The 5,531-nt window shown below is 64.7% G+C and carries 4 protein-coding genes and 1 pseudogene; all 5 read left to right on the top strand.

The genetic code is table 11. The features are described from left to right. Positions 1–1,024: ATP-binding cassette domain-containing protein (locus tag TRIHO_RS05530; protein ID WP_131811177.1), on the top strand; the 1,024-nt coding region annotated here is incomplete at its 5' end. Continuing rightward, positions 1,017–2,963, top strand: coding sequence for an ABC transporter substrate-binding protein (locus TRIHO_RS05535; protein ID WP_068241083.1), 1,947 nt, complete (start codon positions 1,017–1,019; stop codon positions 2,961–2,963). The genes TRIHO_RS05530 and TRIHO_RS05535, both read left to right, overlap by 8 nt. Continuing rightward, entirely contained in the window at positions 2,963–3,991 is a 1,029-nt protein-coding gene (locus TRIHO_RS05540) for an ABC transporter permease (RefSeq protein WP_068241084.1), read from the top strand. Before TRIHO_RS05535 ends, TRIHO_RS05540 begins: the two co-directional genes overlap by 1 nt. Then, positions 3,988–5,145, top strand: a complete 1,158-nt coding sequence (locus tag TRIHO_RS05545; protein ID WP_068241086.1) for an ABC transporter permease — start codon at positions 3,988–3,990, stop codon at positions 5,143–5,145. The genes TRIHO_RS05540 and TRIHO_RS05545 overlap by 4 nt, the downstream gene beginning before the upstream one ends. Continuing rightward, positions 5,142–5,531: pseudogene (locus TRIHO_RS05550) on the top strand (CoA transferase); the annotation flags it as partial. The gene TRIHO_RS05545 and the pseudogene TRIHO_RS05550, both read left to right, overlap by 4 nt.

Below are 5,531 nucleotides of genomic sequence, written 5' to 3' on the forward strand. Positions count from 1 at the left end.
CCCCTATACCCAAGAGCTGTTCCATGCCGCGCCGAAGATCCCCGAACCCTCGCCCGAGCGCCAGCGCGGAGCCGAGGATCTGATCCTCGAGATGAAGCAGATCTCCAAGACCTTCACCCTGCGCTCTGGCAAAAGCTGGAGCAGCCCGACGCTGGTGCGCGCCTGTCAGGGGCTGGACCTGAGCCTGCAACGCGGCACCACACTTGCCATCGTCGGCGAAAGCGGCTCGGGCAAGACCACCGCCGCCCGCATCGCGCTGGGGGCCGAAACCGTCGATCCCGGTGGCGAGATCCTGTTTCGCGCCGCCCCCGGTGCCGCACCCTTGCAGGTGCATGCCATGGATCGCGCGGCCCGGCGCGCCTTTCAGAGGCAGGCGCAGATGGTGTTCCAGGACCCCTATTCCTCGCTCAGCCCGCGTCAGCGCATTCTCGACACGCTGGCCGAACCGCTGGAAATCCACCGCGTCGGCACGCGCGCCGACCACAAGGCGCAGGCGGCCGAGATGCTGCGGCTGGTGGGGCTGCCCACCGATATGCTGACCCGCTTTCCCCATGCGTTTTCCGGCGGCCAGCGTCAGCGGCTGTCGATTGCCCGCGCGCTGATGCTGAACCCGAAACTTCTGGTCTGCGACGAACCGACCTCGGCGCTGGATGTCTCGGTGCAGGACCAGATCCTGTCGCTGCTCGAAGACATCCGCGACGTCCGCCAGCTGTCCTATCTGTTCATCAGCCACGATCTCGCCGTGGTGGCCCGCATCGCCGACGAGGTGGCGGTGATGCGGCGCGGGCTGATCGTCGAACAGGCCCCCCCGGACGTGCTGTTCCACAATCCCAAACACCCCTACACCAAGGCGTTGATCGCCGCTCAGCCGGTGCCGGATGTCGACCGGCCCATCAATTTGAAACTCGTGGCCCAGGGCGCCGGCGCGCCCGAGAACTGGCCGGAGGCCTTCCGTTTTGACGGACCGGATGCCCCGCCGCTGGTGCCACTGGACCCCGGACACAAGGTGCGTTGCCATGTATAATGCCCGCTTCATTTCCCGCTCTTCGCGGCTCGGCCAGGCCGCCTGCGCGCTTGGCCTTGGCCTGGCGCTGCTGCTGCCGCAACCGGCGCTGGCCGAGCCGACCCTGCAAGACAGCGCCTATTGGGCTGACGAGGTCGCCGCCGGTGAGCTGCCCCCGGTGGCCGAGCGCCTGCCCGGGACGCCGCTGATCGTGAACCTGTCGGCGCGCGGGCGCACCCCCGGCGTGCAGGGCGGGACCCTCAACACCATGGTGACCCGCTCCAAGGACATCCGCCAGATGGTGGTCTACGGCTATGCGCGGCTGGTCGGCTATAACGAGGCCTACGACCTGGTGCCGGACATTCTCGAAAGCTTTGACAGCGACGAGGACCGCAAGTTCACCCTGCGGCTGCGCCCCGGGCACCGCTGGTCCTCTGGCGATCCTTTTACCTCGGCGGATTTTGAATATTGGTGGGTCCATATCGTCAACAACAAGGAACTGAACCCCACAGGGCCGCCGGATTTTGTCCGTGTCGATGGCGCCCTGCCGGAGGTATCCTTCCCCGACGAAACCACCGTGGTGTTCGAATGGAGCAAGCCCAACCCCGGCTTCCTGCAGACACTGGCGCAGGCGGCACCGCCCTTTATCTATCGCCCCTCGGCCTACCTGAAACAGTTCCACAAGGCCTTTGCCGACCCGGAAACGCTGGCAGAGGAAATCGACTACGCCCGCGTCAAGAGCTGGGCCGCCCTGCACAACAAGCTCGACAATATGGATAAATTCGACAACCCGGACCTGCCGACCCTGCAGCCCTGGTTCAACGCCACCGTCGGCAAGAAGATCCGCCATCAATTCGTGCGCAACCCCTATTACCACCGTATCGACGAAAACGGCGTGCAACTGCCCTATATCGACATGGTGGAAATGGAGATCGTCTCTGGCGGCCTGGTGGCGGCCAAATCCAACGCCGGCGAGGCCGATCTGCAGGCGCGCGGCCTTGATTTTCGCGACATTCCGATCCTGCGCAAGGGCGAGGCGACGGGCAATTACCGGACCGAGTTGTGGTCCTCCGGCACCGCCTCGCAGATCGCGATTTATCCCAACCTCAACACCTCTGACGATGTCTGGCGCCCGATCCTGCGCGATGTGCGGGTGCGGCGTGCCCTTTCGGTCGCCATCAACCGCGCCGCGATCAACAAATCGCTCTATTTCAAACTGGCCAAACCCGGCGCCATGGCGGTGCTGGAACAAAGCCCCTTCTTCAGCCAGGCCCTGCGCGACGCCTGGGCGCAGTTTGACCCCGAACTGGCCAACACCTTGCTGGACGAGTCCGGCCTGACCGAGCGTGACGGCTATGGCATTCGCCGCCTGCCCGATGGCCGCCCGATGGAGCTGGTGATCGAAACCGCCGGCGAACGTCAGGAGGTGGAGAATGCCTTGCAGATCATCACCGACGACTGGCGCGACATCGGCGTCAAACTGGTGATGCGGCCGCTAGATCGCGACATCCTGCGCAACCGGGTGTTTTCCGGCACCACCATGGCCTCGGTCTGGTACGGCTGGGACAACGGGCTGCCGCAAAGCTATACCTCGCCAGCCTATCTTGCCCCCACCGATCAGGTGTTCCTGTCCTGGCCGAAATGGGGGCAGTATCACCAGACCTCCGGCGCGGTGGGCGAAGCCCCGGACATGGAGCCGGCCCAGCGCCTGATGGAGCTGTATCACGCCTGGAACGCCGCCACCGATGCCACCGAACGCGCCGATGCCTGGCGTGAAATGCTGCAGATCCACGCCGACAATGTCTTTGCCATCGGCATCGTGGCCGGCGCGCCGCAGCCGGTGGTGGTCTCCAACCGCCTGCGCAACGTACCCAAGACCGCGATCTGGGCCTGGGATCCCGGCGCGCATTTCGGGGTGCACCGCATCGACGAGTTCTATTTCGAAGGTGGCGACGGCTGATGGAGATCCTGCGCTACGCGATCTATCGCTTCGGCACCATGCTGCTGACACTGCTGCTGGTGTCGGTGCTGGTGTTCTGGATCATCAACCTGCCGCCGGGCGATTTTCTGTCCAACCAGATCGCCGAGCTGCGCGCCACCGGCCAGGAGGCGGGCGTCGCCAAGGCGGAATTCCTCCGGCGCGAATATGCGCTGGATAAGCCTTTGTGGCACCAGTATTTCATCTGGGTTGGCCTGCTGCCCGGACCGCATGGGTTTTCCGGCATGTTGCAGGGCAATTTCGGCTGGTCCTTTGAATTCGACCGCCCGGTCTCTGAAATCGTCGGCGATGCGCTCTGGCTGACGGTGCTGGTCAACCTCGCGGCGGTGCTCTTTGTCTATATGGTGGCCCTGCCGCTCGGCGTGCTGGCGGCGGCAAAGTCGCGCACCATGATCGACTATACGGCCGCGTTCATCGGCTATCTCGGGCTGGCCACACCGAATTTCCTGCTGGCGCTGATCCTGTTTTACTACGGACACCAATACCTTGGCCTGCCGATCGGCGGGCTGATGGCGCCGGAATTCGAAGGCGAACCGATGAGTTGGGACAAGGTGCGCTCCATCCTGATCCACCTGATCGTGCCCACCTTCGTGATCGGCACCTCCGGCGCCTCGGCGATGATGCAGCGGCTGCGGGCGAATATGCTCGATGAGCTGGGCAAACCCTATGTGGAAACCGCTGTCGCCAAGGGCATGCGCCCGTCCCGGATGCTGATGAAATATCCGCTGCGCGTGGCCTTCAATCCCTTTGTCGCCGATATCGGCAACCTGCTGCCCTCGATGGTTTCCGGCTCGGTGCTGGTCTCGGTGGTGCTGGGGTTGCAGACCATCGGCCCGGTGCTGCTGCAGGCGCTGAAGTCGCAGGATATGTTCCTGTCCGGTTTCGTGTTGATGTTCGTCGCTCTGCTGACCCTGATCGGCACCATGATTTCCGATGTGCTGCTGGTCCTGCTGGACCCCCGCATCCGCTATGAAAGCCGCGACGCATGAACCGTGAACATCCCGACGGTCGCTATGTCGACGACGCCCCCTATGATCCCGGTGCCTCCCTGCGGGAGCTGGATCGCAAGGATCTGGACGCCCCCAACTGGGTGCTGGTCTGGCGCAAGTTCAAGACCCACCGGCTGGGGCTGATCTCCGGTGTGTTTTTGCTGTTTTGCTACCTGATGCTGCCCTTTGTCGGCTTCATCGCGCCCTATGGTCCCAATGACCGCGACGCGGAGCATATCTATTCGCCGCCACAGGGGGTGAAGTTGTTCCACGAGGGGGAGTTTATCGGCCCCTTCATCTATCCGCTGACCTCGGAGGCGGATCTGGAAACCTTTCAATGGGTGGTCAAACCCGACTATGACGACCCGCGCCGTTTGCGGTTTTTCTGCGAAGGCGCCGAATTCCGGCTGGCCGGGCTGATCCGCGCCGACACCCATCTGGTCTGCGCCCCGGCCGGCGCCACGCTCTTCCTCTGGGGCTCTGACCGGCTGGGGCGCGATATCTTCAGCCGCATCCTGTTTGGCGCCCAGCTGTCGCTGACCGTCGGGCTGATCGGCATCACCGTGTCCTTTGTGCTGGGGATCTTCTTTGGCTCCGTTGCGGGCTATTTCGGGGGCAGGATCGACTGGGTCATCAACCGCGCCATCGAGATCCTGCGCAGCTTGCCGGAACTGCCGCTGTGGCTGGCGCTCTCGGCGGCGGTGCCGTCGAACTGGTCGCCGGTTGCGGTGTTTTTTATCATCTCGATCATCCTCGGCATTCTCGACTGGCCGGGGCTGGCGCGCTCGGTGCGGGCCAAGTTCCTGTCCCTGCGCGAAGAGGAATACGTCCGCGCCGCCGAGATGATGGGGGCCTCCTCCGGGCGGGTCATCAAACGCCACCTGCTGCCGAATTTCATGAGCCACCTGATCGCCTCGGCGGCGCTGTCGATCCCGGCGATGATCCTGGGCGAGACGGCGCTGTCGTTCCTCGGCCTTGGCCTGCGCGCCCCGGCGGTCAGCTGGGGGGTGATGCTCAATGATGCGCAGAACCTCGCCAATATCGAGATCTACCCCTGGACCGCGATCCCGATGCTGCCGATCATCGTCGTGGTGCTGGCCTTCAATTTTCTCGGGGATGGTCTGCGCGACAGCCTCGATCCGTATCAGCAATGACTGGCCTGACCGCACTTGCGATGCCCGGCACCTATCAGGTGACCGGCGCAGGCCACCGCCCCAGCGCCTTTGCCGTGTCCGATCTGGCGCAGGCCTCGGTTGCCGCTGTCGGCCTGGCACTGGCGGATCTGGTGGCGGCCCTGAACCTGGCCCCCGCGCGCCCGGCCGTGACGGTGGACCGGCAGTTGGCTGCGCTGTGGTTCGGCTATTCCTTTCGCCCGGACGGCTGGGAAATGCCGGCGCTCTGGGATCCGATTGCCGGGGATTACCCCTGTGCAGATGGCTGGATCCGGCTCCATACCAACCTGCCCCACCACCGCGCCGCCGCGCTGCAGGTGCTGGGCTGTGGCGGCACGCGGGAGGCGGTGACCGCCGCCGTGGCCCGC

The sequence above is a fragment of the Tritonibacter horizontis genome (assembly GCF_001518015.1).
GTDB lineage: Bacteria > Pseudomonadota > Alphaproteobacteria > Rhodobacterales > Rhodobacteraceae > Epibacterium > Epibacterium horizontis.

What these genes read in the sequence shown, in the direction of transcription:
- TRIHO_RS05545 (WP_068241086.1), top strand. Translation starts at nt 3,988, where the DNA reads ATGAACCGTGAACATCCCGACGGTCGCTATGTCGACGACGCCCCCTAT.
- TRIHO_RS05540 (WP_068241084.1), top strand. Translation starts at nt 2,963, where the DNA reads ATGGAGATCCTGCGCTACGCGATCTATCGCTTCGGCACCATGCTGCTG.
- TRIHO_RS05535 (WP_068241083.1), top strand. Translation starts at nt 1,017, where the DNA reads ATGTATAATGCCCGCTTCATTTCCCGCTCTTCGCGGCTCGGCCAGGCC.